A 25109-nucleotide genomic window follows, 5' to 3' on the forward strand; every position below is an offset into this window, starting at 1 on the left:
CAGATGGCTGCATTCACATACGCTCCGGCGATCGTCCTGCTGCCGTTCGTATCGTTCCTCGTCGCACTGTTCGCGGGCGACCGCATGCCGAAAGGCGGCGCGCTCGCGGGCATCACCGCGACGGGCGGGTCGCTGCTGCTCTCTATCTGGGTCGCGCTCACCGTCGCCGGTGGGGGCTACCACAACGAGTTCGTCTACACGTGGGTCGCCGGCGTCGAGTCGGTCACCCTCCGGTTCGGGCTACTGCTCGATCCGCTGTCGGCGCTCATGCTGCTCATCGTGACGCTCATCTCGTTCCTCGTCCACATCTTCTCGCTGGGCTACATGAACGACGAGGACGAGACCGGCCTGCCGCGCTACTACGCCGGCCTCGGCCTGTTCACGGCGAGCATGCTCGGGTTCGTCGTCGCGAACAACCTGCTGATGGCCTTCATGTTCTTCGAACTGGTGGGCCTGTGTTCGTACCTGCTCATCGGGTTCTGGTTCCGCGAGGACGGCCCGCCGAGCGCCGCGAAGAAGGCGTTCCTCGTCACCCGCTTCGGTGACTACTTCTTCCTCATCGGCGTCGTCGGCATCTTCGCCACCTTCGGTACTGGCCTCTTCGCCCCCATCACGCAGAACGGCGAGGTGGTCGCCCAGAGCTTCCCCGTGCTCGCAGAGCACGCCGTCGTCGACGGCGAGACGGAGGCCATCGCGATGCTCGACACCGTCGGCCTCTCCGCGCAGGCGTGGTTCACGGTGCTGGGACTGCTCGTCCTCGGTGGCGTCGTCGGGAAGTCCGCACAGTTCCCGCTGCACACGTGGCTCCCCGACGCGATGGAGGGCCCGACGCCCGTCTCCGCGCTCATCCACGCAGCGACGATGGTCGCGGCCGGCGTCTACCTCGTCGCGCGCATGTACGGGTTCTACGCCATCTCGCCGACGGCGCTCGCGGTCATCGCGCTGATCGGTGGCTTCACGGCCCTGTTCGCCGCGACGATGGGGCTGGTCAAACAGGAGATCAAACAGGTGCTCGCGTACTCCACCATCTCCCAGTACGGGTACATGATGCTCGCGCTGGGCTCGGGTGGCTACATCGCCGCCGTCTTCCACCTGACCACCCACGCCGTGTTCAAGGCGCTGCTGTTCCTCGGTGCCGGGTCGGTCATCATCGCCATGCACCACAACGAGAACATGTGGGACATGGGCGGTCTGAAAGAGAAGATGCCGGTGACTTACTGGACGTTCCTCTCCGGGTCGCTGGCGCTGGCCGGCATCGTTCCCTTCGCCGGCTTCTGGTCGAAAGACGAAGTGCTGTACGAGGCGCTCATCCACGGGTTCGGAACTGAGGGCGGTCTCGGAACGGCTTACCTCGTCGCGTACGCCATGGGGCTACTGGCCGTCTTCTTCACCGGCTTCTACACCTTCCGGATGGTGTACCTCACCTTCCACGGCGACGCTCGCTCCGACACCGCGCGGAACCCCCACGGCGTTCGCTGGAACGTCAAGGGGCCGCTCGCGGTGCTGGGCGTGCTGGCCGCGACGGTCGGGTTCATCAACATGAAACCCGTCGCGAAACTGACCGGCGCGCACATCGACTTCCTGCACGCGTGGCTCGCCGGGCCCGACGAGGGTGGCTGGCCGGCCGCACTCGTGACCAGTTCCCACCACTACGAGGGACTGCTGCACGACGTGGCCCACGTCACCGCGGGGTACCCGCTCAACGAGACGCCGACGCTGCTCGCCTCGGCGGCCGTCTCGCTGGGGCTGGCGCTCGCCGGTGCCGGCGCCGCGACCGCGCTGTACCGCGGATCCGACCCCGTCGAACACACGGACAAGTTGGGCAGTCTGAAGACGCTACTCATGCACAACTACTACCAAGACGAGTATCAGGTGTGGCTCGCGACGGGTCTCACGTACCCGCTCGCACGCGCGATGGACAAGTTCGATCAGGGTGTCGTCGACGGCGTCGTCAACGGCATCTCCAGCGTGAGCCTCTTCGGTGGCAGTCGCATCCGCCGCATCCAGTCGGGCGTCGTCAGCAACTACGCGACGCTGCTGACGCTGGGGCTGGTGCTCCTGCTGGCTATCTTCGGTCTCGCCGGGGGGTGGTTCTGAATGTGGGTCGCTGCACTCCTCGCGGTGACACTGTTCGGGAGCGCCGCGGTCATGCTCTCGCCGGACCGCTACGCCGGCAAACTCGCCGCCGCCGTCAGCGCCGTCCCGGCGCTGGCGTCGGTGTACATGTACTACGTGTTCCTCACCCAGAACGGCGGTGCGGGCAACGCGCTCCTCTCGCCCGGTGAGGTGGCCTTCGGCCAGCAGATCCCGTGGATAGACCTCGCGGGCTACCAGATAGCCTACTACGTCGGGCTGGACGGCGTCAGTATGCCGCTGCTCGCGCTGACGACCATCCTGACCACGCTGGCCATCGTCTCGGCGTGGACGCCCATCGACGAGCGACAGTCCCAGTTCTACGGGCTGATGCTGTTCATGGAGACGAGCCTCATCGGCGTCTTCGCGGCGCTCGATTTCTTCCTCTGGTTCGTCTTCTGGGAGGGCGTCCTCATCCCGATGTACTTCCTCATCGGCGTCTGGGGCGGCCCCCGGCGGAAGTACGCCGCGATCAAGTTCTTCGTCTACACGAACGTGGCCTCGCTCGTCATGTTCGCGGGCCTGTTCGCGCTGGTGTTCAACACCGACCTCACGTCGCTGGCCCTGCCGGCGATGGCCGAAGCGTTCCGCAACGCCTCCGGACTGCCGACCATCGCCGGGTTCAGTCTGGCGACCATCTCCTTCGTCCTGATGTTCTTCGGATTCGCAGTGAAGGTGCCCGTCTTCCCGCTGCACACGTGGCTGCCCGACGCTCACGTCGAGGCGCCGACGCCGGTGTCGGTGATGCTGGCGGGCGTCCTCCTGAAGATGGGGACCTACGCACTGCTGCGGTTCAACTTCACGATGCTCGCGGAGACGGCACAGGCACTCGCCGTCCCGCTGGCCATCGTCGGCGTCGTCAGCGTCATCTACGGCGCGATGCTGGCGCTGGCACAGCGCGACCTCAAGCGCATCGTCGCGTACTCCTCCATCTCGTCGATGGGGTACGTCATCCTCGGACTGGTCGCGTTCACGCCCCACGGCATGGGCGGTGCGACCTTCCAGATGGTCGCACACGGCCTCATCTCGGGGCTGATGTTCATGACCGTCGGCGTCATCTACAACACCACACACACGCGCATGGTCGGCGACATGTCCGGCCTCGCAGACCGGATGCCGTGGACGGTCGGCATCTTCGTGGCCGCCGCGTTCGGCTACATGGGCCTGCCGCTGATGGCCGGGTTCGCCGGAGAGTTCCTCATCTTCCAGGGCGCGTTCGACGCGGCCACGCTGGGTAGCGCCGCGCCGGTGCTAACCTCGCTGGCCATGTTCGGTATCGTCGTCGTCGCCGGCTACCTGCTGTGGGCGATGCAGCGCACGCTGTTCGGTGGCTTCAGTCTGGAGACGGACTACGAGGTCGGTCCGGCCGCGTTCCACGACGTCGCACCGCTCGCGGTCCTCCTCCTGCTAGTCATCGCACTCGGTGTCGCCCCTGACCTCTCCTACGATATGATTCAACACGCGATTACGCCGCTCACTGGAGGTGGTGCATAGATGGTTCATCAGCTACCTAGCTGGGCGGGGCTTGCACCTGCGCTTGCACTCGCCGTGACGGCGCTGGTCCTGCTACTGATCGACAGCGTCGACCCCGATACGACGAACACGAGTCTCCTCGGCGGCGTCTCCGTCGTCGGATCGCTGGCGTCGCTGGCGTTCGCCGTGTGGTTCATCTTCGGCGGCACCGGCATCCCCACCAGCGAGGGCGGGGTCGGCACGCCCGTGCTGTTCAACGGGCAACTGGTCGTCGACCAGATGGCCCTGTTCTTCATGATCATCGTCGCGAGCGTCACGGCGCTCGTGACGCTCGCCAGTACGGACTACGTGCGAGAACACGCCTATCAGGCGGAGTTCTACGCCCTCGTCTTGCTGGCTGCGACGGGGATGTCCGTCCTGAGTGCGGCCAACAGTCTGGCGACGGCGTTCGTCGCACTGGAACTCGTCTCGCTGCCCTCCTACGCGCTCGTCGCGTTCCTCAAGAAGAACCGCGGCAGCGTCGAGGCCGGGCTCAAGTACTTCCTCATCGGCGCGGTGTCTTCGGCGGTGTTCGCTTACGGCATCTCGCTGGTGTACGCCGCGACGGGCGTCCTCCGGTTCGACGGCATCGCGACGGCCATCGAGAGCGGTACCGTCCAGACCATCGTCGACGGCACGGTGCAGGCCCAGTCCGGGTCGCCCGCCGTCCCGATGTCGATTCTGGGCGTCGGCATCATGATGGTCATCGGCGGCGTCGCGTTCAAGATAGCCGCCGTCCCGTTCCATTTCTGGGCGCCGGAGGCCTACGAGGGCGCGCCCGCGCCCATCTCGGCGTTCCTCTCGTCGGCCTCGAAGGCCGCCGGGTTCGTGCTCGCGTTCCGCACCTTCGCCGTCGCGTTCCCCATCGGGGCGCTCGTCTCCAGCGGCGAGGCGCTGAACTGGTTCGTCGTCTTCCAGGTGCTGGCCATCGCGACGATGTTCATCGGGAACTTCGCCGCGGCCACCCAAGAGAAGGTCAAGCGGATGATGGCCTACTCCAGCGTCGGCCACGCCGGCTACATCCTCATCGGCCTGGCCGCGCTGTCGGCCTCCGGTGACGGGATGGCCTTCTCGATGAGCGCCGGGATGGCCCACCTGCTCGTCTACGGGTTCATGAACACCGGCGCGTTCCTGTTCATCGCGCTCGCCGAGTACTGGGGCGTCGGCCGCCGCTTCGAGGACTACAACGGCCTCGGCCGGCAGGCCCCGCTGGCCTGTGCCGCGATGACGATCTTCCTCTTCAGTCTGGCCGGCCTGCCCATCGGCGGCGGGTTCTTCTCGAAGTTCTACCTGTTCTCGGCGACGCTGGACGTCGGCGCGTGGTCGCTCGCGGCCGCGCTCGTCATCAACAGCGCGCTGTCGCTGTTCTACTACTCCCGGGTCGTCAAGGCGATGTGGATCGAGGAGCCGACCGGCGACCGGTCCATCGAGTCGTACCCGACCGGTCTCTACACGGCTATCGTCTCGGCCGCCGTCGTGACGGTGCTGCTGGTCCCCGGGTTCGACTACGTCTCCAGTCTCGCGTTCCGGGCCGTCGAACTACTGTAACTCGTAGACGAAGACGCCGCCGCTCTCCCGCTTTTCGACGCGACCCTGTGCTTCCAGCACGTCCAGATGCCCGATAGCCTCGCTCATCCCCGAGAAGTACTCCGTCGCCGGCAGGTCACCGAACAGCGCCGTCATCACGTCCGCGGGCGTCGTCGCGCCCTCGCTCACGATGTCGGTGACTTCCTCGCTTCGCTGGTCGTGTTCGGCGAGGATGGCGTCGATACGCTCCGTCGGTGACTCGACGGGTTCTCGGTGGCCGGTGAGAAAGCGGTCGTGACCCTGCTCTCGGAGCCAGCGTAACGACTCGTTGAACGCGGGGAGGACGCGCGGACGCTGACCGCCGCGGTCCTCGGGTGGCTGGAGGAACGGGTTCGGCGTGATGTCGCCCAGCACGTTGTCGCCGACGATGGCCTCGCGGCGGCCGTCCCAGTCGTACGAGAAGATGAGTTCCCCAACGGCGTGTCCGGCGACGCTGTCGACCGTGAGTCGCTCGTCGTCTACGGTAAGCGTATCACCGGCCGTCACCTCGCGGTCGGTGGCAACACTCTGGGCGTACGCCAGAAACGCCTCTGGAAGCTGTGTGACCGCCTCCGCGGTCTCTCGGGAGATGCCACAGCGCTCGAAGAAATCCGAGAAGTACGATTGCTCGTACTTCAGACGGGTGGCGAAGTCGTGCATGATGCCCGCGGCGTCGGGACTGGCGATGACACGTGCCCCTTCCGAGCGCAGGCGGGCCGCGAGTCCGAAGTGGTCGGGATGGGGGTGGGTGACGAGGACCTGCGAGACGTCAGCGGGCGTGAGTTCGCGTGCCTCCAGCGTCTCCAGCAGCCGCGACCACGCCTCCTCGCTGTCGGGTCCCGGGTCGACGACGGTTCGGCCGGCGACGTACGCGTTGACCGCCCCGACCTGAAACGGCGTCGGAATAGATACACGTGTGAACATACCACGATGATGTGTGGCAGGATGGAAAACAGTTCGTACACGCCCAGTCGGGCACAAAGGATTTATTCGTCGTCCGCCAAGGGACAGATATGAACAAGCACTTCGAAGACGCTCGGTACTACCTCAAGCGCGCGGGCGAAACCGCGAGCAAGGGCGTCAAAGAGGAACTCGAACCCGTCGAGCAGCGATTCCGAGAACTGACCGGTAAGGAGAGCGAACCGGAAGCCGGACGCCTCGATACGGTCAAATCTGACCTGAAGGAACTCCAGCAGAACGCCGAGGGCGAGGCCGAACAGGCCATCGCCGACGCCCGCGAGAAGATCGACTCCTACCGGCAGAAAGACGAGACGGAAGCGTAGTCGGAACGCAATTCTTAATGTATCCGGTCGAATAGCCTCGGGTGTAGCCGGGGTTGGTGATCTAGTCCGGTTATGATACCTCCTTCACACGGAGGAAGTCGGCGGTTCGAATCCGCCCCAACCCATATCCTGTCGCGAACGAATCCGTGAGCGACTGGTATGGTCTGGGTGATTCGAACCCCGGAAGACGAGCAGAGCGAGTCTTCAGTCGGTTCGAATCCGCCCCAACCCATAGTCTGCCGGCACGACGCGACGAGCGAGCAGCTTGCGGGACGAACACGGCGAATCTCGCGTCGGTTCGACTCCGCCCCGACTCACGCTGGGAGTACCGTAGCGTGCGTCGAGACGGCGGGAAGCCGCCCAGTCACTCGGTAAAGAGTCGGTCTCGAGCGGTCCACGCACTCGTCTTGGGAACGTTCTCGTCGAAGGCCTTCTTGGCTTTCAGGAACGTTCCGTCGGGAATCTGCGGATTGTCGCCGGGCATCACCCCGACCTGACCGGGGGCCTGCACGTTGTCCCCCGGCATCACGGCCACGTCGCCGTCGTCGCCGTCCAGCGGAACGGCAGCGGCAGGCATCGGGAGGCCCACGACGGCAATGGCGAGGACGGCGAGCGTGACGGCGGTCCGGGTGAGTGTTTGTACCATACCGTATCCGCCTACGAACCACGAGGATAAATATTAGTACTATTATAATTACGGTGGCTCGGTGGTGAGACGGGCAGAGCCGGCGGCCCGCCGATCAGCGGAACACGTAATCCGCTGGGTCCGGGGAACACAGTATGGCCGAGGAACCACTCCACGAACGGATGGACCGCTACGAGACGCTGGCCGCCGAGGCGGCGGACGCAGAGCGAAAGCGCGACGAAGTAGCGAACGAGGTCGGCGCTGCTCTCGCCGACGTGATTACCGAGGCAGTCGAAGTCGAAGGAACCAACGTGGTACCACTCGACCGGTCCGCTGACGGACACCGCTACCGGTTCACAGCGCGGTTGGATAGGGCTGCACTGGTCGCGAGATTGACCGAGAGCCTCCCGGAAGGCTTCGTCGTCTCGAACGTCAACGACGACGGGTCGCTGGGTATCGAGTGGACCGGCGACGACCGGACGCCATCGAAGCGTGAACACGGGGCTATCTTGAAGGCGATCGTCGCCGAGGCGACGGTGATGGACGCCGACGGGTTCATCGAGTCGGTGCCGTCTCGTAAGACAGTCCTCGAACGCGCCGCGGAACTGGGCGTCGAGCGGAGCGACGCCGCCGACCGCCTCAGTCGACTGGCGACGCTTGACATCGTCGACATCGCCGACGGCCGGGTGTATCCCGACGAGAACTTCTCACGGTACTGAGCGGGGCACGGACCGGGGCGCTCTGGATTATGCCGTCTCGACGAACTTCGCGTCGGCGGAGGTGTGACCGCGGTTGAACGACAGCACCTGCGCACGAACGACGTCGCCCTCTGAGAGCGACGACGGGACGTCCTCAGTGAAGAGGACGAACCCCTCGACTTTCCCGACGGCGACGCGCTCACCGGAGTGGTGGTCGGTAAACTCCGTGATACCGAACGCGTACGTCTCGCCGATGTCGACCGGTGGCGCACGCGCTTTGGCTTCGTCGTGGGCACGCTTAGACGCACGTGCGTCCGAGGTGCCGCGATGCCGGAGCGCCGCTACACCCAGTACGAGAGCGAGCAATCCCCCGCCGGCCGCGAACCAGATAAGTTCCATGTGCGGTGTCTCAGGTTCCGCGTTCTAATAGGTTACAGAGTCGGTACGGCGTCGCGTCGACCGGGCGAACCGCCCGAGTTCAGAGCCCGAGTTTGTCGCGGAGGCCGCCGGTCGACGACGAGTCACTGCCGGGCGGTTCCCACTCCGTCGGCAGTTCCGCGGCCAGTTCGGCCACTTCCTCCTCGCCGAACCGCGGGTCCGCTGTGGCGTCGTCGAGCCAGCCAGCCCATTCCTCGGCCGAGAGCAGGCCTCTGGAGTCGGACTCCCACTGGTCGACGAGCGCTTCTCGGTCACGGAACGGGATGTCCATGCCGCTGTCGCCCCAGTACAGCGGCGACAGTTCGAAGGCGTGCGTCTCGCTATCGAGCCAGACGAGTCGGTAGGGGTAATCGTTGTACAGGAAGACGTCGTCGGGCGACACCTCGTCGCCGTTCGGGAGTTCGAGCGTCTCGCTCATGGACGGCAGTACGTGTGGGCGACGTTTCAGGGTTGTGCGGACCACGCTCGGCCCGAGAGAGGAATGTCGAGTCGGCTGGTCGGTCGCCGGATCAGTACTCGTGGAGGGGTCGCTGGCGAATCTTGCTCCGCAGGTCGCCGATAGCGGGGTCGCCGTCGCCGACGAACTGCTGGCACACCGCGTGAACCTCCTCGCGAGTTATCTTCACGTTGCCTTGCTCGATGACGTCGGCCGGGCGAGTGCGGAGTTCGCGGATGGTGCCGACGGCGAGCAGGAAGGGGATGGCCCACGCCGACAGCGAGTTGCCCCGCGTCTCGGGCATGGCGTCGAGCCACGTCTGGGCCCCGTCGAGGTAGCTCTCGGCCCGAGCGGTCACCTGCTCGATGACCGGGACCAGCGAGTCGACGTTGCTCGGGTCGCCCACGTCGCCGTGGTCGAGGCCCTCCTCGCGGAGCAGTTCCAGCGGGAGGTAGACGTTGTTCTCTTCCTCCATGTCGGTCGCGGCGTCTTTCGCGACGTTGACCAACTGGAGCAGGAGGGCAAAGGAGCGTGCGTTCTCCTCCATCCGCTGGACCTGCTCGTCGGTGGCTTCGTGGGAGACGAGCCCCGTCACCAGCGTCCCGACGGTACCGGCGGCGTACCAGCAGTACTCTTCGAGTTCTTCGAGGCTCTTGATGCGCAGGCCACCCTCGTCGGCGTAGCGGTCGACGAACATCGCCATCCCGTCGACGAGTTCGCGGACCGGGCCGCGAATCGCGTCGAGCGAGTGACTGTCGAGCGAACGGAAGACACCGACCGCACGACCGGCGTTGTCGACGACCTCCCAGTCGTCGGTCATCGTGGCGGGGAGCCACTCCGACGCCGCCTCGTCGAACGCGCGAACCGAGGCGTCGGCAGAGGGATCGAGCGTCCGACTGTACAGTCGGAGGAGGTCCGCCTGTACCCCCGGAGGGATGTGCCCGGCGTCCTCGATAGTGTCGGCGACGCGGCAGAGGAGATAGCCGACACAGATGTCGCGTGCCATCGGCTCGTCGAGTTCCGCAATTGTCAAACTAAACGTCCGCGAGACCCGGTGGACGGCGTCGTAGCACCACTCAATATCTTCTTGTGACGACCGGCCAGTGTGGTTCTGAGACATTCCCGTCACCCGGCGTAGGGCGTACTGTGATAAAAATGGGGCGGCTATGTTGCGGCCGAGAGACGGTCCGGTAGTCACCGGCGTGGCGGCAAACGCCACGCCTAAGCCGAGCAAGTACGTACGATAACCCATGACTGTCCTCCGTGCGGTGGTGAAGGGTCGATGAACCGCGACGACACGATAGCGCTCGCCGTGACCATCGCCGCCGTGGTAATCGTCCCCGGCCTCGCGAACGGGTTCCTGAGCCAGATGGGGTATCCGTGGGTCGGCAGCGCCGTCTGGGCGCTGGGCTACGGCCTCGGGGTCGTGTACATCTGGTACGAGTGGATCCGGCCGCTCGACATCAGCGCCCCCGAGGGCGTGGGCCTGCCCGAGGACGAGGACGCCGTCGAAGATCGATAATAACTCATCGCGGATTTTTTAATAATTTCGACCAACTGTACCCCGTTTTGTAGCAGTTGGATTAATAAGACACCGTCGTCTACCCTCGCATATGAGCAGCGAGGATACGCGCACGCTCCGCCTCCGTGTCCCGGAGATGGACTGTTCGTCCTGTGCGACGACGGTCGGTTCGGCGATGACCGACCTGCCGGGCGTCGAATCCGTGGACACGCGGCCGGGGAGCGGTATCGCGGTAGTGACCTACGACCCCGGCGCCGTCGAGCGAGAGACGCTCGTCTCGGCCGTCGAACGGGCGGGCTACGCCGTCAAGGGCGCGAGCGACGACGACGCGACCGACGTACCCAGAAGCGAGGCCCGCGCCTCGGTCTGGCGGTCGGCCCGCGCGAAGAAGACGGCCGTCGGCGGCGTGTTGCTCGCCGTCGGCCTCGTCGCCGAGTTCGGTCTGGCCCCGATACCGGTCGCCACCGTCGGTCCGGTCGGACCGGTCGGCCTCGTCGAGTTCGTCCTCGCGGACCTCCTCTTTCTGGGAGCGGTCGCCGCGGCCGGACAGGAGATTCTGCGCGGGGGAGTGGTCGCCGCCCGGCAGCGCAACCTCGGCATCGACTTCCTGATGTCGGCGGCCATCGTCGGCGCCATCACCGCCTCGCTGGTCGGCGACGAGACGCTGTACGTCGAGGCGGCGACGCTCGCAGTGCTTTTCAGCATCGCCGAGTTGCTGGAGGGGTACGCGATGGACCGCGCCCGGAACTCCCTCCGGGAACTGGTCGACCTCGCGCCCGACGAGGCGACTGTCGTGCGGGACGGCGAGGAAGTGACGGTCCCCGTCGACGAGGTGACCGTCGGCGACCGTGTCGTCGTCCGGCCGGGCGAGAAGATACCGACCGACGGCGACGTTCTGGAAGGCGAGTCCGCCGTCGACGAATCGCCCGTCACCGGCGAGTCCGTCCCCGTCGACAAGCAACCGGGGGACGCCGTCTACGCCGGGACGATGAACGAGGGGGGCTACCTCGAACTGCAAGTGACCGCGCCGCCGGGCGAGGACACCCTCTCGCAGGTCATCCGCCTCGTGGAGGACGCCGAGGCGAAGAAGACCGACCGCGAGCAGTTCGTCGAGCGGTTCTCGAACTACTACACGCCGTTGATGGTGTCGCTGGCCGTCGCCGTCACCGTCGGCCCGCCCCTCTTGCTGGGCGCACCGTGGCTGGAGTGGTTCGTCACCGGTATCACCCTGCTGGTGCTCGCCTGCCCCTGTGCGTTCGTCATCTCGACGCCTGTCACCGTCGTCGCGGGCATCACCAGCGCCGCCCGCCACGGCGTCCTCGTGAAGGGCGGGACCCACCTCGAAGCGATGGGCGGCGTCGACGCGATAGCGCTGGACAAGACGGGGACGCTCACGAAGGGCGAACTCTCCGTCACCGACGTCGTCCCCGTCGGCGACCGGACCGAGACGGACGTCCTGCGCTGTGCGCGGGGCCTCGAAGCCCGGTCGGAACACCCCATCGGCGAGGCCATCGTCGCCCACGCCGAGGCGGCGGCCGTCGAGGTCACCGAACCGACGAGCTTCGAGAGCCTGACCGGCGAGGGCGTGCAGGCGACGCTCGACGGGACGCGCCACTACGCCGGCAAGCCCGGCCTGTTCGACGACCTCGGCTTCGAACTCGACCACGCCCACGTCGTCGACCCCTCCGGCGAGTTGGCCGGCGAGGTCCGGGAGATGTGTGACCGACAGGGCTGTCTCAACCTCGTCGAGGACACCATCCCCCGACTGCAGGACGAGGGCAAGACCGTCGTGCTGGTGGGGACGGAGGACTCGCTAGAGGGTATCGTCGCCGTCGCCGACGAACTGCGCCCGGGCGCCGCCGAGACGGTCGCGCGTCTACGCGACCTCGGTATCGAACCGGTGATGCTCACCGGCGACAACGAGCGCACGGCCCGCGCTATCGCCGAACAGGTCGGTATCACCGACTACCGGGCAGGACTCATGCCCGACGAAAAAGTGGCCGCCGTCGAGGAACTGCTAGGCGAGTACGACAGCGTGGCGATGGTCGGCGACGGTGTCAACGACGCGCCGGCGCTGGCGACGGCGACGGTGGGTATCGCGATGGGCGCGGCCGGCAGCGACGCGGCCATCGAGACGGCCGACATCGCCCTGCTGGGCGACGACATCGGGCGACTGCCCTATCTCGCCACCCTCTCGAAGAAGGCCACCGGCGTCATCCGGCAGAACGTCTGGTCCAGTCTGGGCCTGAAACTCCTGCTGGCGGTCGGTGCGGTCACCGGATACGTCGGCGTCGCGCTGGCGGTGTTGCTGGGCGACGCGGGGATGACCGTCGGAGTCACCGGCAACGCGATGCGTCTCTCGCGAGTCGAGGCCGAGGAGTTCGGCGAGGCCCGTGAGTAGGCACACGGAGAACCGATCAGAAACGCGTATACAACAGCAGTTGTAGTCATCCAGAAACCCTTATCCCGGTCGTGGACGCACACGGATGCATGGACGACCACTCGCTCGGCGACGGGGCACCCGGTTTCAGAGCCCGCGCCGGCTGGACACGTGAGCAAGCGGCACGCATCGAACGGACCGACGAGACGGTGGGGCCCATCGTCTACCCGCCCGAGAGCGACCAGATACCCCATCTCCACATCTGGGATACGTGGTTCCTCCGGAACCGGGACGGCACCCTCGCCGAGGTCGACGGCTACCGCGTCTGTTTCTCGCTGACCGCGCCATCGGACCTCCTGCCGGGTAAGCGCCACGACGTGGCGAGCGTCCGCTGTTTCTACTCTGCTGACGGCCGCAACTGGCACGACGGCGGCCCCGTCTTCGAGGACGCACTGGGCCAGCGCCAGTGGGCCGGCTCCGCGCTGTACGACGACGGGTCGGTCTACCTGTTCTACACCGCCGCTGGTGAGGAAGGGGCCGAGGACCTGACGTACTCCCAGCGCATCGTCGGGGCCGGCGGTGGCACCGTCGACACGAGCGAGGGGTTCGCCCTTCGCGGCCCGTGGACCCACCACGAACTGCTCCGTCCGGACGGCGACCGGTACGAGCGCGAAGATCAATCGCGCGCGATGATCTACACGTTCCGCGACCCGTGGTTCTTCGAGGACCCCCAGACGGGCGAGACGTGGCTCCTCTTCGAGGCCAACTCCCCCGTGCCCGAAGGGAGCGACGTCTGTGACGGCGACGCCGCCCAGCAGGGGTACAACGGCAGCGTCGGCATCGCACGCTCGCCGACGGGCGACCCGCTCTCGTGGGAACTCGAAGACCCGCTGCTGGACGCCGTGGGCGTCAATCAGGAACTCGAACGCCCCCACATCGTCTACAAGGACGACCTGTACTACCTCTTCGTCTCCAGTCACCTCCATACGTTCGCGCCGGGACTCGAGGGGTACGACGCGCTCTATGGTTTCGTCGCCGAGGAACTGCGCGGCGACTACGTCCCGCTGAACGAGTCGGGCCTCGTCGTCACTAACCCCGAGAACGCACCGTTCCAGTCGTACTCGTGGATGGCGTTCCCTCACGACGACGAGGTGCTCGTACAGAGCTTCTTCAACTACTTCGACTTCGCGGGCGAGACGCTCGACGAGATCGCTCACCTCCCGGAGTCCGAACAGATGCGCCGGTTCGGCGGGACGCTCGGGCCGACGCTCCGACTGGACGTGCAGGGAACGGAGACGCGTATCATCGGGAAACTCGGTCACTGGCACGTCCCGATGGCCGGTGAGGAACTACCGCCGACCGAGCGAGAACTGATTCGTCGAGCGCGGACCGACGAGGACGGCCGCGGCGGCTACGTCTCCGAGGACTGACTCAGGGACGGGTCGACGGTTTTTCGCGGACACTCGGCTCGCGTTCTGCGTCCCACGCGCTCTGCATCTCCCAGACGTCGAGCGACGCCACGGTCGCACGCCCGCCGTCGGCCGCAAGCGAGATGCCCGTGGCGTCCTCGCTGGTCGGGTAGACGCGACTGGTCAGGCAGTGGCGCTCGTTGGCGAACACCTCGACGACGCTGCCGTCTACGAACACGCGCAGCGAGAGCGGCGAATCGTACGGCGTGACCCGCATCCGCTGGGTGGCGGTGGTCGCCTCCGGGTCGTGGCTCGACTCCGAGCGGTCGACGTACATCTCGCTGTCGCGCGTGTAGCGAATCGGCGTTCGCTCGGCCCGGTTCGGTGTCTCCAGCACGGAGAGCTCGACGGCCTCGGCGTCCTCCAGTCGGACAGTCGCGCGCAGTTCGAACGCCCGGCTCTCGACGTCTACGCGCTGTCGGTCGCCGCTCGACAGGCGGAGTTCGTCGTGGTGGGTGTTCGCCCCGCGGAGGGCCGTCAGCTCCGGCGCGGGCCGCTGACAGAGGCCGCCGTCGTCGGCCAGCGTCAGTTCGCGCGGGAGCGACATCGTCCCGGACCAGCCCGCGTCCCACTGGGCGCTTACGTCACGCGCCTCGGGAATCCAGCCCCACGTGAGGATGCGGCCGTCGTCCGTCCACATCGACTGGGGCGCATAGAAGTCGCCGTGATCGAGTTTGTCCCGGCGCTCGGCGGTGAACTCGCCGTCGTCGTAGGTACCGAGGAAGTACACCACGTCCTCGTAGTTCGAGACGTGCAGGAGGTGTCGGTCCCCGAAGTCCAGCAGTTCGGGACACTCCCAGACGGTGCCGGCGGTGTCGCGGTCGCCGCTGAGGATGGGACCGCGGTACTCCCAGTCCCGGAGGTTCTCGGAGACGTACAGCAGGGCCGCGCCGCCGCCGCCCTCCATGCCGGCGCCGATGAGCTGGTGCCAGACGCCGTCCTCGCGCCAGACGCAGTGGTCGCGGAACTCGCCTTCCCAGTCCTCGGTCCGCAGGACCTCGGGTTCGGCGGGCGTCTCCTCGATGACGGGGTTCGCGGGGTCCTTGACCCACGACGAGAGCGTCTCGTCGGCCGCCGTCGCGATACACGGCAACTGTTTCTTGTCCCGGCCGCCGGTGTAGAGGATGGTCGCGGTGCCGTCGTCGTCCACCGCACACCCGGACCAACAGCCGTCGCGGTCCGGACCGTCCGGCGACGGCGAGAGCGCCACCGGCCGGTCCTCCCAGTGTATCAGGTCGTCGCTGACCGCGTGGCCCCAGTGAATCGTGTTGTGGAACGGCCCGGTCGGGTTGTACTGATAGAACAGGTGATAGCGCCCGTTCCAGTGGATGAGTCCGTTCGGGTCGTTGAGCCAGTTGGCCGGCGGGGTGACGTGGAACGTCGGCCGGAGCGGGTCGTCGGCCAGCCCCTCGCGCATCGCGGTAAGCGTCTCGACGTCTTTCGGACGACCGGTGAACCGAACACCGTCGCCGTCGGCGAGGTACCCCAGCGCGTTCGACACCAGCGTCTCGCGGTTACGGTGACAGATGTCGTGGGTCGGTTGGCGAAAGGAGACGGCCGAACCGATGCCGAGGACGTGGCCGTCGCCGGGTTCCCAGACGACAGTGGCCATTCCTTTCACCACGTCGGTGTCGCCCCGCACCGTGCTGGCGAGAACGTCACCCTCCATCGGCGCGACGTGTTCATAGCGCGCGTAGGGCACCGTTATCCCGGGGCCGCGGGTGTGGACTCTGAGCGTGTCGAACCCCTCTGCGACCGGGTGGTCGGCATAGAGGGTCTTCCAGAGCGGACCCGTGGGTTCCGGAATCTCCTCCCAGCCCACCGCGTCGGGACCGACCGCGTCGAAGCCGAGCGGTTCGACGGCGGCCATCGCGCCGAGAGTCAGCAGGAGCGACCCACCGGACCGGACGTAGGCGGCGAGTGCCTCCCCTTGGGGGCCCGCAACGGCCGCCCCGTCGAAGGGGTCGTCACGGTGCCACCAGAGCACGTCGTAGTCGGTCGGGTCGACAGTTGCGAGAGAACACCGCTCGACGTCGTCGAACGCCTCCTCGCACCATTCGTACGCTGCCGTTTGTTCGTCGGAACAGGAGTCGACGAACAGGCAGCCGACGCGTCGCGACTCTACCATTGGAGGTACTCACCCTCTCAAATATAAAAACATTCGGCAATCGTTCGTGTCTGTTACTGACCGATCGTGAGTGGGTCGGCGGAAGCACCGTCCTACCGGCGAAGACGGTGCCGTCGCGTCAGTCGATACGCGCGTTCCGAGCCTCGGCCTTCCAGTCGATGAGCGTGTCGTGACAGTTCGGGCAGACGAACTCTGTCAGTTTCGTCGTCTCGTCGTTGTACGTCATCCGTGTACCGCAGTTCGAACAGTACATTATAGTTGATGATGGTCTTTGGGCAGTATTAAGCGTTGCTTCCCCCATGCAAATTCCGTTTAATTTAACGCCCCCATATCGGCAAACCGGGCTGGGTCGGGCCTATACGCCGGCTCGCGGTCCTGCGCAGTCCGAATCCCGGGACTTCGACGGGACAGCGGGCGGTCGACTCGTCTGTCTGGTCTCTGGTCTGGCCACCCGCTCGCGCGGATTCGGGGAGTACCCGCCAGTCACTCTTCGAGGATGCGCCGCGTCGACTCGGGTAAGGCGACGTCCTGCGCGTCGACGATGGCCGAGAGCGAGTCGCCATCGAGGACTCGAACCTCCCGGTCGCCCGCGAGCGAGGAGCGTTCCTGTTCTAAGGGGACCGCCGCCGCGAGCAACACCGCGTCGGCGTCGTCCGAGGACGCGAGGTCGGCACAGCGGTCGAGTGTGGCCGCGCCGACCGAGTCCGCCTCGGGGTCCTCGACGACGACACCCATCACGTCGCCGTCGTCCCGCCGGACCAGAAGGTCAAACGGCGACTCGCCGGCCCCGCGCTGGGTCGACCACACCGTCTCGTCGAGTGCGTCGGCGACCACCGCCGTCAGTTCCTGCCGGTCGAGCGATCGAAGGCGCTCCGTCGTCGACTCGGGCGCACCCTGTCCGGTGAGCGACGGCCCGAACTCCGACTCCGCGGCCTCGATAGCCGCCTCGATGGCCGTGGGACCGTCGTCGTCGGGAACCGGATCACCGATGGTCGCTGTCACCGAATCGGCCGGTTCCACGCCGCCCTCGATGTGGTCCGTGACCTCGTCGCCGGCCAGTATCGCCTCGGTTCGCTCGATACGCTGTGTGACCGCGTCCCGTTCGGTTTCGAGGTGGTCGACCGCGTCCGGGTAGCAGTCTCGGGCGGTCGCCAGCGCCGTCTCGAAAGCCTCTGCAGCGGCCTCGAACTCCGTGAGGGCCGCATCGTACTGCTCGGCGTCGCTGTACCAGTCGCCGGCCCGCATCGCGTCGACGGCGATCGCTCGCTGGGCCCCGGTCAGTTGCTCCGCGACGGTCCCGAGTCGCTCGCGCACCTTCTCGGGGTCACCCGCGAAGCGCCGGTCACCGCTACCCCAGTCCAGTTCCAGCACGCGCCGGTAGTGAGCCATCGCCTCTGTCCAGCGGTCGGCCGCGACCGCCGGGTCGTCCGCGTCGACGGCCGCGTTGTCGGCCCTGACGGCGTGGCGGAGCGGGGACTGTTCGAGGTGGCCGACGATGCGGTCGAGGCGCTCCCGTTCCTCGCGTATCCCGTCGACGTCGTCGAGACGGGTCTGATCGAGTGCCAGCGCCGCTTCGTACTCCTCACGGGCCCGCTCGTAGGCCTCGTAGGCGGCCTCGTAGTCGTCTTCGCGCCAGAGGGATTCGCCCTCGTCCGTGGCCTGTCTGGCGCGGCCGACCCGAATCTCTGCGACAGTGTTCACACAGCGCGATTCGACGGGGTCCAGTCGCTTCCGGAGGGCATCGCCGGGCCGGGCCGTCGAGAATCGGAGCGCCGTCGCCCGCGCAGTTTCGAGGTGGTCCTCGGCACTCTCAGCGGTCGAAAGCGCCTCGTCGTACTCGCCGTCGTCTCTGTAGTCCGTGGCGGTGACGAGCGTCTGTGTGACCCTGTTGCATTCGTTCTCGACGCGTATCCACGCCTGTGACGCGGCGGCGAGGTAGTCGGCAACCTCGGCCAGTCCGTCGGTCCCGGTGTGGACGTGCCACGTCGACCCGCCCTCGCGGCGGAAGGTGAGTCGACCACGCCGGATACTCGTGGTGTGTTCGACCTGTTCGATTTCGACCAGCGGCACCACGAACTGCGTGTCGCCGTCCGCGTCGCCCACCAAGACGACGACGCGGCGGTCGGTCAGCACGGCGACCGTCCGATACCCGCTTCCGGGCGTGACGTGGTCGGTCGAATCCGGCGACTCGATAGTGACGCCGTTCTTGCGGTTCGTGAGGACGAACTGTGGTGTCTCGTCGTCGTCGAGTACCGCTGCTGCCGGTTGGTCGCGGAGATAGCCCGTGGACAGGAACCCACCCTGTCCGGTCCGAGTGAGTACGTCTGGCAGCGTACCCCCTCGATTATCTACCTTGATAACCTGACCCATCGATACGGCCTACAGCGTCGGTGACTATGATACTCACTCATCTAATCCGATAATACTAGGTGGAATTTTTCGGCTCCGTCGGTGGTCTGACAGTTCGGTCGCGAGAACCGAGCCCGTCTCACAATTTCGTGTCGTCCGCTCGTCGCCGAGACGGCAGACGGGCGTCTGACTGAGGTTTACAACTCAGGGTTTCATAGCCAGTTCCATGCCACGGGTACGGCTGAATACCACGGACCACAGCGGGGGACAGAACCGTGTCGAGGGGCGACTCGACGTCCGAATCGACACCGACGTGTTCGATATCCTCTCGGGGAAGCGCCCACGGCGCGACCGAGCGATGCGACCGGTCATCGAGCAGTGGCTCGACTGCTGGAGCGGCTGATTAGCTGTTCTCGACGAGTCGTGCGGCGATACGTTGTGCGCCGACGGTCGGTGCGACGTCCGGTTCGTCCGCGGCCGTCGCCTCGATTTCTCGGTTCAGTTCCTCGCTGAGTCGCCGCTCGAACTCCTCGACGATGCCGGGGATGCAGGCCATCCCGCCCGTGAGGACGACGGGGCGGTCCAGTGCCAACTGGTACACCTTCATGTAGTCGTTGGCCAACTCCGGCAGGAACGTGTTGGCGAGTTCGTCGACGGCGTCGTCCAGATACTCGTCGACGGCGTCCATCACCGAGCGCTCGATGGTGAACTCGTGGGTGCCGCCACCGGGTTGCTGGATGATGTCCGTAAACGGCTCGAACTCCACGAAGTCGGCGTGGGCCTCCTTGTACTCGCGGGCGGTCTGGGTGTCGATGTTGACCCGGCCCTGCGTCTCTTCTTCGACGTAGTTCGCTATCATCCGGTCGACTTCGTTGCCGGTGACCGCGCCCGTCGTGAAGGGAGCGAGTTGCTCGCCCCGGCGGTACGCGGAGGCTTCGAGGTTGGTCGACCCCATGTTGACCGAGATGAATATCTCGTCGATGGCCTCTAGGTCGTCGCCGAAGGCGGGAATCGAGCCACACAGCGACTCGGGATAGCTCTCGACCATACTCAGACCGATAGAGGACCCCTCGATGACGTCTTTGAGGTTGTCCAATCCAGCGGGGTTGTCGATGGTCGGGATGGCGTAGACGACGCCGCTGTCGGCCGGGATGTCGTTCTCCTCGATGAGCGCCTCGAAGAACGTCTTGGTCATCGCCGCGCGGTCTTCGTCCTCCGGGAGGCCCGACCGGAGCATGTACTGCACTCGGTCGGGGTACTCGCGGGCCGCCTCCTCGCCGTAGAGGATCTTCTCCTCGCCGGTCAGCGCGTCTTCGTAGGTGGCCATGCAGGTCAGGGTCTTGATGATGCGGTTCTCGGTCCCGTGTTCGTCGGGGAGGGCGATGACCGTCCGCGTGCTACCCAGTTTCACACCGATCGGCACCGAACGGCCGCTCCCACCGCCTGCCTCCGCGTCGTCGTCACTCATGTACGATGGCGTGTTGTCGCCGCCTCGGTATATAACCTCACGTCAAGAATCAGCGCTGATAGCGACCCGGCCCTACGTCATCGCGGTGAGTTTCGCGATGTACACCAGACTCAGCATGTGGTCGTCGACGCTGAGGTCGTTGCCGTCGTTGGTGGCGGACTCATCGATGCCCAGCAGGTAATCGGAGAGGTCCGACTCGACCGTCTCGGTTATCCAATCGATGGACTCGTAGTAGGCCAGTGCCTCGTCTGCGCCCTGATACCCCGAGTGCATCAACAGGAACTCGAGCCACTCGAAAACGACGAACTCGGCGGCGTACGTCTCCGGGAGCGAGGCGAGATACGGTTTCTCCTGACTGTCACCCGCGAGGAACGGGAGCAGTTCGCGGTACAGCCCCGACCGGAAGGAACTGCCGGCCAGTACCTCTTCGTCGGCGTCTTCGAGTCCCATTTCGAGATTTGATGGGTCGGGCACCTCCTCGTCCTCACCCAGCCCGCCGTTACGATCGCCGCGCTTGCGGGCCATCTTGCGCAACTCGTCTAGATCGTAGTCGCGCGGGTTGATAGTCATGGCACAACTGTTTCACCTACGTCAAGTTAAATCTTGCACCCGTCTGACGGCCGTCAGACACTCGCTCACGCCCCTTGCCAGTCGATTCCGTCGCTGATACCCGAATTACGCGGTTGATAATCGGGGGCGTATTTTTATAGGGACCCACGACCGAGGTGGAGCCACTTCGACGATGAGCCGGCACGCAACGACCGACCCTGCCCGTATCTGCGTGACCAACGCGAAGGGCGGGACCGGTAAGACGACGGTAGCCATCAACGTAGCCGGTGCGTTGAACGACCGAGGTCGGGACGTCCTCTTCGTAGACCTCGATCCGCAAGGCAACGCTACGGAAGGACTGGGGCTGACCGACGCCTACGACGCCCAGCCACCGACACTGTTCGACGCGCTGACGCGGGACCCCTCGCTGCTGGGCGACCTCGTAGTCGAACACGAGGAGATGGACGTGATTCCTTCCAGCATCGACATGCTCCAGGCGGAACACGAACTGACCATCGCCGACCTCATCGCCCGGATCCGAACGCAGGATCACGGCGTCGACCCGGCGGCGCTGGCCGGGTTCGCCCTCAACGTCACGCCGGAGACGGTGACCGGCGACCACGCGCTGGACACGCTGGACCGTGCGCTCTCGACGGTGTCGGGGTACGACTACGTCATCATCGACTCGCCGCCGTTCTACGGCAAACTGACCGACACCGGGGTGTTCGCCGCGGGACACATCCTCATCCCGGCGCTGGCCGAAGCCACCTCCGAGCGAGCCATCGAACTCCTGATGGACCAGATGGCCGCCATGGAGCGCCAGACCGGGACCACCGTCGGGACGCTGGGTGTCGTCGCGAACCGTATCGAGACGACGTCCGAGGACGAGATGATGCTGGAGTGGTTCGACGCCGCGTTCCCGGACAGTCCCGTGTGGGAGGTCCGCAAGCGCGTCGCGCTCCAGCGGGCCTACACCGAGGGCAAATCCATCTTCGCGACCGACGAGCGCTGTGACATGGCCGAGGTCTTCAGCGACGTCGCCGCGACGTTCGACGAGCAGTTCGGCTACACAGAGGTAACAGCATGAGTGACGACGACCGCATGGACCGAGCAGAGCGCATCAGCAAGATGCGCGCGGGGAACAGGGACGACGACGAATCGGCAGCGCCGACGGACGAACAGGCCGAGGCCGCGAACGACGGGGCGACCGACGCCGCGAGCGACGGAGCGGCCGAGGCCGAGTCGGACGGCGAGTCGGCGTCCGAGGAACCGACGACGGAGACGGCCGAGGACACGGCGGCCGAACCTGCCGACGAATCGGTCGACGGAACCGGCACCGAGGCGGCGGTGACCGACGAGTCGGACGCCGAGGTCGACCCGGCCGAAGTCGCCCAGCGAGCGGCGGCCGCCGCCGAAGAGATTACGGGTGGCGACGCCGACGCCACGCCCGCGACACAGACCGGCGACGTCTCCGCGACGGCGTCGCCGATGCAGGGGCCGACCGGCGTCGAACTCCCGGACCAGCAACTTCTAGAGGAGGCGATGGCGACCGGCGACGTCGGCCGAACCGAGGGCGGGGCCCGCGCCGCCGCACTGGAAGAGGAATCGACACAGACGGAGGAACTCGTCCGGGTCCTCGAGTTCGCACTCGGCGAGGAGTACTACTGTCTCGACATCGAGTACGTCGAGGAGATCGTCAAACGGGACGCGGTGACCAGAGTCCCGAACACCCCCGACTACGTCGAGGGCGTCGTCGACCTGCGCGGGCAGATTACGACCATCCTCGAACCGAAAGAGATGATGGACATCGACGCGGACGGCAGTCAGGACCTCATCGTCGTCTTCGACCCCGATATGTTCGAAGAACAGGGCGCGGTCGGATGGGTCGTCGACAACGTTCGGCAGGTCGTCCCTGTCGCCGAATCCGAGGTCAACGACCCGCCGGTCGACGCCGAGTACGTCCGCGGCGTCGTCGACCGGGAAGACCACGACCAGTTCGTCATCTGGGTCGAACCGGACGACGCCCTCGAATCGGCGACCGGCGAGGACTGAAGCGGCCTACTTCTCCGAGACGTCCACGACGTCCGGCACGTCCGCGTCGACGTCGGCCTCGTCGACGGCCACGTTCAGTTCCTCCCGGACGAGGTCCGTCGCGTTCTGGATGGCACCCACGCTACCGAGATAGCCCGCACCGACCGTCGTCTTCAGCGCGAGCGCCGCCCGGCCGGTCAACACCGTCGGACCGACTTTCGCGACGGCGTCGTTCCCCACGGAGACGAGCCACCCGGGCACGTCGAAGTTGTACTGCGTCAGGCGCGGTTCGAACCCGTCGTCGCCGTCGCGACGGTGGTCGACGAGTGCCGCGACGTTGTCCGCCGCGACGCGGGCCTCACGGATTGCGGCCGAGGCGCTCGCTGGCACCGCTTCACCGTCGCTGTCGACGACACGGGCGGCGTCCCCGACGGCGAACGTCGACTCGCCCAGACGGAGGTCCGCCCGCACGACCGGTCGCTCGTCGTGCAGCGCCTCCGGCCCCTGAATCCCGCCCGTCCAGACGAACTGGTCGTAGGCGAGGTCCGCGCCGGATTCGAGCGCGATGGCGTCGGCGTCGGCCCCCGAGACACCGGTGCCCGTGTGGACGGTGACGCCGGCGTCGAGTAGCGAGTCGTGGACCGCTCGCTGGAACGACTCGGGGAACGTCGGCGCGACGTGGGCCGCCTGTTCTACGAGGACGACCGCCACGTCGACGGCTTCCTCGTCGGCCAGCGCCGCGAGTTCGCCGGCGACCTGCACGCCGGAGAGGCCCGCCCCGCCGACGACTACCCTGTCACCGTCGCCGAGTCCGAGGAAGTCCTTGCGGATCTCTCGGGCGTCTTCGAGGCGTTTCAGCGGCGTCGCGTATTCCCGAACCCCGTCGAGGTCGTAGTAGGCCGTCTCGGCACCCAGACACACCGCGCCGACGTCGTACTCCAGCGTCTCCTCCCCGTCGGCCGTCCGGAGCGTCGCGCGCCCGTCGTCGGCGTCGAGGCCCGTGACTTCGGCCCGCCGAACCTCACAGTCGAGCACGTCGGTCAGGGGGACGGTGATGTCGTCGGCGAGCGACGGCCGTCGGACGACTCGATGGAGTTCGTGCTGGACGAGGTGGTCACGTTGCTCGTCGACGACGACGAGGTCCACGGCCTCGGGGAGTGTCCGTTCGAGCGACCGTGCGAGTGTCAGGCCGGCGTATCCGGCACCGAGAACGGCGACGCGCATGGCCGCTGGTTGTGTCCGGAGCGGGATAATCCTGTTCCAGCCCGTCGGTCAGAAGTCGGGTCAGAACAGCGCGGCGTCCTCGTCGAGGACGCGGGCGGGGCCGCCGACCTCCCAGACGCGGGTGTCGACGCCGCAGTCGGCGACCGTCTCCTCGACGCGGTCGACGTACTGCTCGGTGGTGTTGATGTAGACGCTGGCACCGGTGTCGACCGAGAAGTACACCGGCACGTCGTGTTCGGAGCGGAGGTCCCGCACGGCGTTGAAAATCTCGATGGTGCGCGGTTGCCAGTACACCCACCCTGCGGGGCCGGTCATCGTCGTCGCCGCGAGCGAGAGGGAGTCGTGCTCGGCGAGTTCGAACGCCCGGTCGAAGTCGGCGTCGTACAGGGCATCACGCATGTCGGAGATCTGGCCGTGCATGTGGGCCATCCGGGCCTCGAACATGTGGCTGTCGGCGGCCTCCTCGTGGGCGGCCTCCGTCTCCTTGTAGGAGGGGACCATCCCGGCGACGATTCGCAGGTCGTCTTCGAGGTCGGTCTCGATGCGCTCGCTCCGGCAGTCCTCGTCGTTCATCCCGGTCCGGAGGTGCGAGAACGCGCCGGTGACGGCGCGGGCCGCCGACGAGGAGCCACGGCGGGCGACCGTCGAAATCTCCGGGCGAGTCATGTCCAGTCCGGCCGCCTCGACGAGCGCCATCGCCGCGGCGGCAAAGCCCGACGAGGAAGAGCCAAAGCCGATGTTGGTCGGGAAGTTGTTCGTCGACTCGAAGCGGACGCCGTGGTCGATGCCCGCCAACTCGCGGACGTGGTCGACGACGGCGTCGATGCGCTCGGCCCCGCGACCCTCGACTGCCTCGCCGTCGATGACGTAGGTGTCGTCCTCGCGGGCCGGGTCGAACTCGGCGGTCGTCTTCGAGTGACTCGGCGCCGTACAGACCGAGATGCTGTCGTGGTAGGGGAGCCGAAGCTCCTCGTCGCGCATCCCGTGATACTTGACCAAGCCCTGAATCGGGTGGGCCTTCGCGGTCGCTTTCATACCTCACCCTTCCGGGCCGGTCACTTTGCTATTGCGAACCCGCGCCGGTCGTCACTGCTCTTCGACGTCGGCGTCCGGCGCGTTCGACTTCACGCTCTCGATGCCCTGCTTCGCTTTCGCCTTGCTGGCGTATCCCTCGCCGCTGTCTGCGATGATGTTCCCGTTCGAGTGGCGAAGCCGCCACCGCCACTGGTCGGACTTGTCGGTGTACAGTTCGAAGGTCGCTGCCATGACTACCACCGAACACGTAACCGACGGGCAAG

The 25109-nt window shown here is 66.5% G+C and carries 22 protein-coding genes, 1 tRNA gene and 1 pseudogene; 12 read left to right on the plus strand and 12 right to left on the minus strand.

The features are described from left to right. Positions 1–3: 3 nt before the first annotated feature. The 3 genes from nuoL to IEY28_RS13165 are packed head-to-tail and all read left to right on the plus strand — an operon-like array spanning position 4 to position 5193. Positions 4–2097 (plus strand): NADH-quinone oxidoreductase subunit L, encoded by a 2094-nt coding sequence (gene nuoL / locus IEY28_RS13155; protein ID WP_188998397.1) that lies wholly within the window; start codon positions 4–6, stop codon positions 2095–2097. Then, entirely contained in the window at positions 2098–3627 is a 1530-nt protein-coding gene (locus IEY28_RS13160; RefSeq protein WP_188998400.1) for a complex I subunit 4 family protein, read from the plus strand. After that, the gene (locus tag IEY28_RS13165; protein WP_188998404.1) at positions 3628–5193 is read left to right on the plus strand and encodes an NADH-quinone oxidoreductase subunit N; all 1566 of its coding nucleotides are present in this window, start codon (positions 3628–3630) and stop codon (positions 5191–5193) included. Here IEY28_RS13165 and IEY28_RS13170 read toward each other — a convergent pair. Beyond that, positions 5185–6135 (minus strand): MBL fold metallo-hydrolase, encoded by a 951-nt coding sequence (locus tag IEY28_RS13170; protein ID WP_188998408.1) that lies wholly within the window; start codon positions 6133–6135, stop codon positions 5185–5187. The two genes, IEY28_RS13165 and IEY28_RS13170, sit on opposite strands and share 9 nt — an antisense overlap. An 89-nt stretch (positions 6136–6224) precedes the next feature. Between IEY28_RS13170 and IEY28_RS13175 the strand changes: the two genes are divergently transcribed. Together IEY28_RS13175 and IEY28_RS13180 are read left to right on the plus strand one after the other, a co-directional pair. Beyond that, positions 6225–6494: a DUF7553 family protein gene (locus IEY28_RS13175; protein ID WP_188998412.1), complete on the plus strand. Its 270-nt coding sequence runs from the start codon at positions 6225–6227 to the stop codon at positions 6492–6494. A gap of 50 nt (positions 6495–6544) precedes the next feature. Continuing rightward, a tRNA-Val gene (locus IEY28_RS13180) sits at positions 6545–6619 on the plus strand. 239 nt (positions 6620–6858) lie between these two features. On the opposite strand, the gene IEY28_RS13185 is transcribed toward IEY28_RS13180, so the two are convergent. Beyond that, positions 6859–7140, minus strand: coding sequence for a hypothetical protein (locus IEY28_RS13185; protein WP_188998415.1), 282 nt, complete (start codon positions 7138–7140; stop codon positions 6859–6861). 134 nt (positions 7141–7274) lie between these two features. Between IEY28_RS13185 and IEY28_RS13190 the strand changes: the two genes are divergently transcribed. Continuing rightward, on the plus strand, positions 7275–7838 hold the full coding sequence (locus IEY28_RS13190; RefSeq protein WP_188998418.1) for a hypothetical protein: 564 nt from the start codon (positions 7275–7277) through the stop codon (positions 7836–7838). Positions 7839–7865: 27 nt separating this feature from the next. Here IEY28_RS13190 and IEY28_RS13195 read toward each other — a convergent pair whose 3' ends face one another. From IEY28_RS13195 to IEY28_RS13205, 3 genes are all read right to left on the minus strand, one after another. Continuing rightward, complete coding sequence (locus IEY28_RS13195; protein WP_188998421.1) at positions 7866–8216, minus strand: TRAM domain-containing protein; 351 nt, start codon at positions 8214–8216, stop codon at positions 7866–7868. Positions 8217–8295: 79 nt separating this feature from the next. Next, the gene (locus IEY28_RS13200) at positions 8296–8673 is read right to left on the minus strand and encodes a hypothetical protein (protein ID WP_188998423.1); all 378 of its coding nucleotides are present in this window, start codon (positions 8671–8673) and stop codon (positions 8296–8298) included. Positions 8674–8764: 91 nt separating this feature from the next. Next, a complete protein-coding gene (locus tag IEY28_RS13205; protein ID WP_188998426.1) occupies positions 8765–9811 on the minus strand; it encodes a phytoene/squalene synthase family protein in 1047 nt (348 codons plus the stop codon). Positions 9812–9973: 162 nt separating this feature from the next. Here IEY28_RS13205 and IEY28_RS13210 point away from each other — a divergent pair, with 162 nt between their 5' ends. From IEY28_RS13210 to IEY28_RS13220, 3 genes are all read left to right on the plus strand, one after another. After that, complete coding sequence (locus tag IEY28_RS13210; protein WP_188998429.1) at positions 9974–10213, plus strand: DUF7996 family protein; 240 nt, start codon at positions 9974–9976, stop codon at positions 10211–10213. Positions 10214–10304: 91 nt separating this feature from the next. Then, positions 10305–12614: a heavy metal translocating P-type ATPase gene (locus IEY28_RS13215; RefSeq protein ID WP_188998432.1), complete on the plus strand. Its 2310-nt coding sequence runs from the start codon at positions 10305–10307 to the stop codon at positions 12612–12614. A gap of 89 nt (positions 12615–12703) precedes the next feature. Continuing rightward, on the plus strand, positions 12704–14023 hold the full coding sequence (locus IEY28_RS13220) for a glycoside hydrolase family 68 protein (protein WP_188998435.1): 1320 nt from the start codon (positions 12704–12706) through the stop codon (positions 14021–14023). A 1-nt stretch (position 14024) separates the two neighbouring features. Here the strand turns inward: IEY28_RS13220 and IEY28_RS13225 are convergent, their stop codons facing one another. Then, positions 14025–16190, minus strand: coding sequence for a GH32 C-terminal domain-containing protein (locus tag IEY28_RS13225; protein ID WP_188998438.1), 2166 nt, complete (start codon positions 16188–16190; stop codon positions 14025–14027). A 483-nt stretch (positions 16191–16673) separates the two neighbouring features. Continuing rightward, positions 16674–18560 (minus strand): hypothetical protein, encoded by a 1887-nt coding sequence (locus tag IEY28_RS13230; RefSeq protein ID WP_188998441.1) that lies wholly within the window; start codon positions 18558–18560, stop codon positions 16674–16676. A gap of 205 nt (positions 18561–18765) precedes the next feature. On the opposite strand from IEY28_RS13230, the gene IEY28_RS13235 reads away from it, so the two are divergent. Beyond that, the gene (locus IEY28_RS13235) at positions 18766–18942 is read left to right on the plus strand and encodes a hypothetical protein (RefSeq protein ID WP_188998444.1); all 177 of its coding nucleotides are present in this window, start codon (positions 18766–18768) and stop codon (positions 18940–18942) included. Here IEY28_RS13235 and IEY28_RS13240 read toward each other — a convergent pair whose 3' ends face one another. After that, positions 18943–20007, minus strand: a complete 1065-nt coding sequence (locus tag IEY28_RS13240) for an actin-like salactin (protein ID WP_166971443.1) — start codon at positions 20005–20007, stop codon at positions 18943–18945. Between the two features lie 72 nt (positions 20008–20079). Further along, on the minus strand, positions 20080–20577 hold the full coding sequence (locus IEY28_RS13245; RefSeq protein WP_188998447.1) for a FlaD/FlaE family flagellar protein: 498 nt from the start codon (positions 20575–20577) through the stop codon (positions 20080–20082). 172 nt (positions 20578–20749) lie between these two features. Between IEY28_RS13245 and IEY28_RS13250 the strand changes: the two genes are divergently transcribed. Further along, positions 20750–21643, plus strand: a complete 894-nt coding sequence (locus tag IEY28_RS13250; RefSeq protein ID WP_188998454.1) for a ParA family protein — start codon at positions 20750–20752, stop codon at positions 21641–21643. Beyond that, positions 21640–22608, plus strand: coding sequence for a chemotaxis protein CheW (locus IEY28_RS13255; RefSeq protein ID WP_188998456.1), 969 nt, complete (start codon positions 21640–21642; stop codon positions 22606–22608). The genes IEY28_RS13250 and IEY28_RS13255 overlap by 4 nt, the downstream gene beginning before the upstream one ends. Before the next feature lie 6 nt (positions 22609–22614). Here IEY28_RS13255 and IEY28_RS13260 read toward each other — a convergent pair whose 3' ends face one another. The 3 genes and pseudogenes from IEY28_RS13260 to IEY28_RS13270 form a co-directional block, all read right to left on the minus strand. After that, positions 22615–23811, minus strand: coding sequence for an NAD(P)/FAD-dependent oxidoreductase (locus tag IEY28_RS13260; RefSeq protein ID WP_188998459.1), 1197 nt, complete (start codon positions 23809–23811; stop codon positions 22615–22617). A 60-nt stretch (positions 23812–23871) separates the two neighbouring features. Further along, a complete protein-coding gene (mvaD, locus tag IEY28_RS13265; protein WP_188998462.1) occupies positions 23872–24846 on the minus strand; it encodes a phosphomevalonate decarboxylase MvaD in 975 nt (324 codons plus the stop codon). 51 nt (positions 24847–24897) lie between these two features. Beyond that, a pseudogene (locus tag IEY28_RS13270) lies at positions 24898–25071 on the minus strand (HVO_2922 family protein); the annotation flags it as partial. Positions 25072–25109 lie beyond the last annotated feature (38 nt).

The organism is Haloarcula pellucida (genome assembly GCF_014647235.1).
GTDB lineage: Archaea > Halobacteriota > Halobacteria > Halobacteriales > Haloarculaceae > Haloarcula > Haloarcula pellucida.

Bases quoted from the DNA above. Each gene is read 5' to 3' on its own strand.
- IEY28_RS13200 (WP_188998423.1), bottom strand. From the start codon at position 8,673: ATGAGCGAGACGCTCGAACTCCCGAACGGCGACGAGGTGTCGCCCGAC.
- IEY28_RS13190 (WP_188998418.1), top strand. From the start codon at position 7,275: ATGGCCGAGGAACCACTCCACGAACGGATGGACCGCTACGAGACGCTG.
- nuoL (WP_188998397.1), top strand. From the start codon at position 4: ATGGCTGCATTCACATACGCTCCGGCGATCGTCCTGCTGCCGTTCGTA.
- IEY28_RS13255 (WP_188998456.1), top strand. From the start codon at position 21,640: ATGAGTGACGACGACCGCATGGACCGAGCAGAGCGCATCAGCAAGATG.
- IEY28_RS13195 (WP_188998421.1), bottom strand. From the start codon at position 8,216: ATGGAACTTATCTGGTTCGCGGCCGGCGGGGGATTGCTCGCTCTCGTA.
- IEY28_RS13245 (WP_188998447.1), bottom strand. From the start codon at position 20,577: ATGACTATCAACCCGCGCGACTACGATCTAGACGAGTTGCGCAAGATG.
- IEY28_RS13160 (WP_188998400.1), top strand. From the start codon at position 2,098: ATGTGGGTCGCTGCACTCCTCGCGGTGACACTGTTCGGGAGCGCCGCG.
- IEY28_RS13215 (WP_188998432.1), top strand. From the start codon at position 10,305: ATGAGCAGCGAGGATACGCGCACGCTCCGCCTCCGTGTCCCGGAGATG.
- IEY28_RS13235 (WP_188998444.1), top strand. From the start codon at position 18,766: ATGCCACGGGTACGGCTGAATACCACGGACCACAGCGGGGGACAGAAC.
- IEY28_RS13205 (WP_188998426.1), bottom strand. From the start codon at position 9,811: ATGTCTCAGAACCACACTGGCCGGTCGTCACAAGAAGATATTGAGTGG.
- IEY28_RS13240 (WP_166971443.1), bottom strand. From the start codon at position 20,007: ATGAGTGACGACGACGCGGAGGCAGGCGGTGGGAGCGGCCGTTCGGTG.
- IEY28_RS13210 (WP_188998429.1), top strand. From the start codon at position 9,974: ATGAACCGCGACGACACGATAGCGCTCGCCGTGACCATCGCCGCCGTG.
- IEY28_RS13175 (WP_188998412.1), top strand. From the start codon at position 6,225: ATGAACAAGCACTTCGAAGACGCTCGGTACTACCTCAAGCGCGCGGGC.
- IEY28_RS13165 (WP_188998404.1), top strand. From the start codon at position 3,628: ATGGTTCATCAGCTACCTAGCTGGGCGGGGCTTGCACCTGCGCTTGCA.
- IEY28_RS13170 (WP_188998408.1), bottom strand. From the start codon at position 6,135: ATGTTCACACGTGTATCTATTCCGACGCCGTTTCAGGTCGGGGCGGTC.
- IEY28_RS13250 (WP_188998454.1), top strand. From the start codon at position 20,750: ATGAGCCGGCACGCAACGACCGACCCTGCCCGTATCTGCGTGACCAAC.
- IEY28_RS13230 (WP_188998441.1), bottom strand. From the start codon at position 18,560: ATGGGTCAGGTTATCAAGGTAGATAATCGAGGGGGTACGCTGCCAGAC.
- IEY28_RS13220 (WP_188998435.1), top strand. From the start codon at position 12,704: ATGGACGACCACTCGCTCGGCGACGGGGCACCCGGTTTCAGAGCCCGC.
- mvaD (WP_188998462.1), bottom strand. From the start codon at position 24,846: ATGAAAGCGACCGCGAAGGCCCACCCGATTCAGGGCTTGGTCAAGTAT.
- IEY28_RS13185 (WP_188998415.1), bottom strand. From the start codon at position 7,140: ATGGTACAAACACTCACCCGGACCGCCGTCACGCTCGCCGTCCTCGCC.
- IEY28_RS13225 (WP_188998438.1), bottom strand. From the start codon at position 16,190: ATGGTAGAGTCGCGACGCGTCGGCTGCCTGTTCGTCGACTCCTGTTCC.
- IEY28_RS13260 (WP_188998459.1), bottom strand. From the start codon at position 23,811: ATGCGCGTCGCCGTTCTCGGTGCCGGATACGCCGGCCTGACACTCGCA.